Raw genomic sequence first — 2987 nt, 5'->3', positions numbered from 1 at the left:
CGCTCAGCGTGGCCCGCACGGAAACCCATCCGCGATGCAATGCACCGCTGACCGAGCCGCCTTCGTCGGGTTTCCCGCCGAGCTGGCGAATCAGGGTTTGCAGCTCCAGGCCCGCAGCCCGGCATTCATCGGCATGGCGAAGCAGCAGTGTCTTGATGTCCTGCGCCTTGGTGTGCTCGGCGCATTCGCGGAAACCATACTCCCCGTCACGGCAGGATTCGAGCAGGTCGTTCAGGTTTTCGATGATTTCGTCATCGCCGTCCACTCCTGCCTCGCCCGTTGCGACAGCATTTTCAAAAGCACCCGGGTACAGGCTCTCAACCCGGGTCCATGCCGCGCGGCTCGCTTCCCTGGCCTGCGGCCAGGTCAATGTGGAACGCTCTCTCTTCGTATCCCAGTGGGTCCGCAAGCGGCTTTCGGTTTCGTCAAATGAACCCGTATATTCCTGCCGGCCATAGAGCCCCAGACGATAGGCCGGCGCATAGTCGTCAAAGGGCCGCCCGTCTTCGTAATAGCTTTCACGGTTGTAGTTGCCGCGCCAGTAGGCATCTTCTACAGTCGGGTCCAATGCTTCGGCAGCTTCCTTGCCGCCCAGCCCGCCAGCGACGGCGCCTGCAATGCCGCCCACTACCGCTCCCACCGGTCCGGCCACCGTTCCAGCAGCCGCGCCGGCAGCAACACCACCCGCCGCTGCGCCAATACCGGTTCCAACCGGATGGGCACCCGGCTCCTTGCTGATGGGATCAAGATTCTGATCGTGCTGTTCCTTTGCCATGGGGTACTCCTTTGTCTCTTGCAGCGTTGTAAAAAACTGCCCGGACGTTTGCTCGCACCATCGTGATGTGATGATGATTGCCAAGCAGGTAGATTGATGGTGCAACCCAGGGATGCACTGCGCGGTCAGGCAAGCACAGCCTCCTTTGTAGGAGAACGCCGCGCACCCCCCAGTCAGGTTATCGCGTCAGAAATTTGCGAAATTTCGGCCTGCAGGCCTTTCAGGAACAGCGCAGGCAGCTATCAAAACAGGAGCAACAATACGGAAGAAGACCTGGGCTTTGGCGTGCGCAGGCGATGGCAACAGCACGGCAACTGAAGACCCGGTCCACCACTCAGGCATCGAGCTCCGGGTAACGGCGAAAGATGCCGTCTTCGTTAAAGGCAATGCGCCGCTCGCTCGCAAGATAGGCTTCCACGCGCCGGTGCTGGGCCACGCTGTCGYGCAAAGCCGCAACGCGCGGCACGGTTTTCAGTGCGCGGCGGGCCGCCTTGGGAAACGCATACAGCAGCCCTTCCACCAGCTGGAACAGGGAAAGGTCGGCATAGCTCAGCCGGCCACCCACCAGATGCGCGCTGCCGCGCGGGTTGCGCTGCAACACGGTTTCAAACCAGCCCAGAAATTTCTTCACGCGCGCCGTCCTGAATTCTTTTGCGCGGCGCAGCGCTTCCTTTTTCTGGTCTTCGTAATACAGGCCGGTTCCTACCGGATGATGGGTGTCGTGCGCCTCGGCCACGACGTCGGCAATCGTGAGCTGCAGCTGGTGCGTCCACAGGCGTTGAGCCTCGCTCTTGCCCACCAGGCCCAGGCGCGGACCCAGGTAAAGCAGGATGGCTGCCGACTGCCCGACGATGGTTTTTCCGTCCACCAAAAACGGCGGCGCGAAGGGCGGGTGCGGCACGTCCGCACTCTCCATGAAGTGCATCATGGCGGGAATGCCCTGGCCGTCGCCCTCGCAGCCACGCGCCACGTCGAGGTAATTAGCGCCTGCGGCCTCCAGTGCCAGCCGGACAAATTCGCCGCGCCCCTGGATGGTGGGCCAGTAGTGAAGCTCGTAGGGCATGGATGGGAAACTCCTGTGCTTGGCGTTTCATTTTGCGTGAAACCGGGCCTTGAATCCACGGCAAATGCCAATGCGTCCGCTTGTCCTACACCCAATTGACCCACGTCCCACAAATATCCGCCTGTAGGGGAGCTAAGTTGACATTGTCGGCAAGCGAGCCCGCCTTCACCGGTCATCCAGTCGCGCTGACGTTACCTTCTACTTTTGGAGCTCTCCATGACAACCGCCCTCAACGAATCCTTGCACGGCAAGACCCTGCGCTGGAGCTTCAAGGACGGCCCGACGAAGGGCCTTAGCTTTGAGCATATTTTTTCGGGCGACGGAGGGGTGACCTGGCGCAGCACCGGTCCGGGTTCAAAAGACCACCACGAAAGCGCCAGCGCCGCCGTGAAAGTGTCGGACGACGTGCATGTGGTGTCTTATCTCTCAGCGGAAAGCGGCTACACGATCACGGTAGCGCTCAGTCTCAAGACCGGCACAGCCACAGGGTTTGCATCCAACGGCAAGGACTGGGTCCAGCAGTCGGGCACTTTTGAAGTGCTGGGCGCGAGCCGTTAGCCGGCCGCGGCGATCTGCCGCAAGGCCTGTTCGAACACCTCAGCAGGCTGTCCACCGGAGATCAGATGGCGGTCGTTGATGATGACGGCCGGCACGGAATGAATGCCCTGCGTCAGGTAGAACTGCTCACGCTCGCGCACCTCTGCCGCATATTCGCCTGACGCCAGCACCTCCCGCGCGCGGGCTTCATCCAGGCCCGCTTCGGCAGCCGCTTTCGCCAGCACCTCGTGTGAAGCCGGGCTCTGGCCGTCGGTGAAGTAGCGCTTGAACAGCAGTTCCTTCAGCGCCTTTTGCTTGCCCACCCCTTCCAGCTCGGCCCAATGCAGCAGGCGGTGGGCGTCAAAGGTGTTGTAGATGCGACTGCGACCGCCGCCGGGCTCATCGGCCATGCTGAACTTGAAGCCGACCTGCGCGCCGCGCGCGCGGATGTTCTCGCGGTTGGCCTGGGCCTGTGCGGGCGTGATGCCGTATTTCTCGGTGATGTGCTCGGTGATTTCCTGGCCTTCGGGCGCCATCTTCGGATTGAGCTCAAAGGGCTGAAAGTGCAGCTCGGCCTGGATGTCGTCGCCCACGCGCTCCAGCGCCTGGTCC

At 62.1% G+C, this 2987-nt stretch carries 4 protein-coding genes; 1 reads left to right on the top strand and 3 read right to left on the bottom strand.

The annotated features are described in order from the left end of the window. Together AC1DWI_RS18245 and AC1DWI_RS18240 are read right to left on the bottom strand one after the other, a co-directional pair. Nucleotides 1-775 (bottom strand): ferritin-like domain-containing protein (locus tag AC1DWI_RS18245; RefSeq protein ID WP_477725381.1); only part of this gene is annotated, 775 nt, incomplete at its 3' end. Nucleotides 776-1109: 334 nt separating this feature from the next. Next, nucleotides 1110-1838, bottom strand: coding sequence for a glutathione S-transferase (locus tag AC1DWI_RS18240; protein ID WP_477725380.1), 729 nt, complete (start codon nt 1836-1838; stop codon nt 1110-1112). Nucleotides 1839-2054: 216 nt separating this feature from the next. On the opposite strand from AC1DWI_RS18240, the gene AC1DWI_RS18235 reads away from it, so the two are divergent. Continuing rightward, entirely contained in the window at nt 2055-2396 is a 342-nt protein-coding gene (locus AC1DWI_RS18235; RefSeq protein WP_477669383.1) for a MoaF N-terminal domain-containing protein, read from the top strand. Here the strand turns inward: AC1DWI_RS18235 and AC1DWI_RS18230 are convergent. After that, nucleotides 2393-2987, bottom strand: a 595-nt coding sequence (locus tag AC1DWI_RS18230; RefSeq protein ID WP_477725379.1) for a DsbA family oxidoreductase, incomplete at its 5' end; no start/stop codon positions are given. The two genes, AC1DWI_RS18235 and AC1DWI_RS18230, sit on opposite strands and share 4 nt — an antisense overlap.

The sequence above is a fragment of the Polaromonas sp. P3_C2 genome (assembly GCF_056402675.1).
This window is presented reverse-complemented; position numbering and strand designations above follow the sequence as displayed.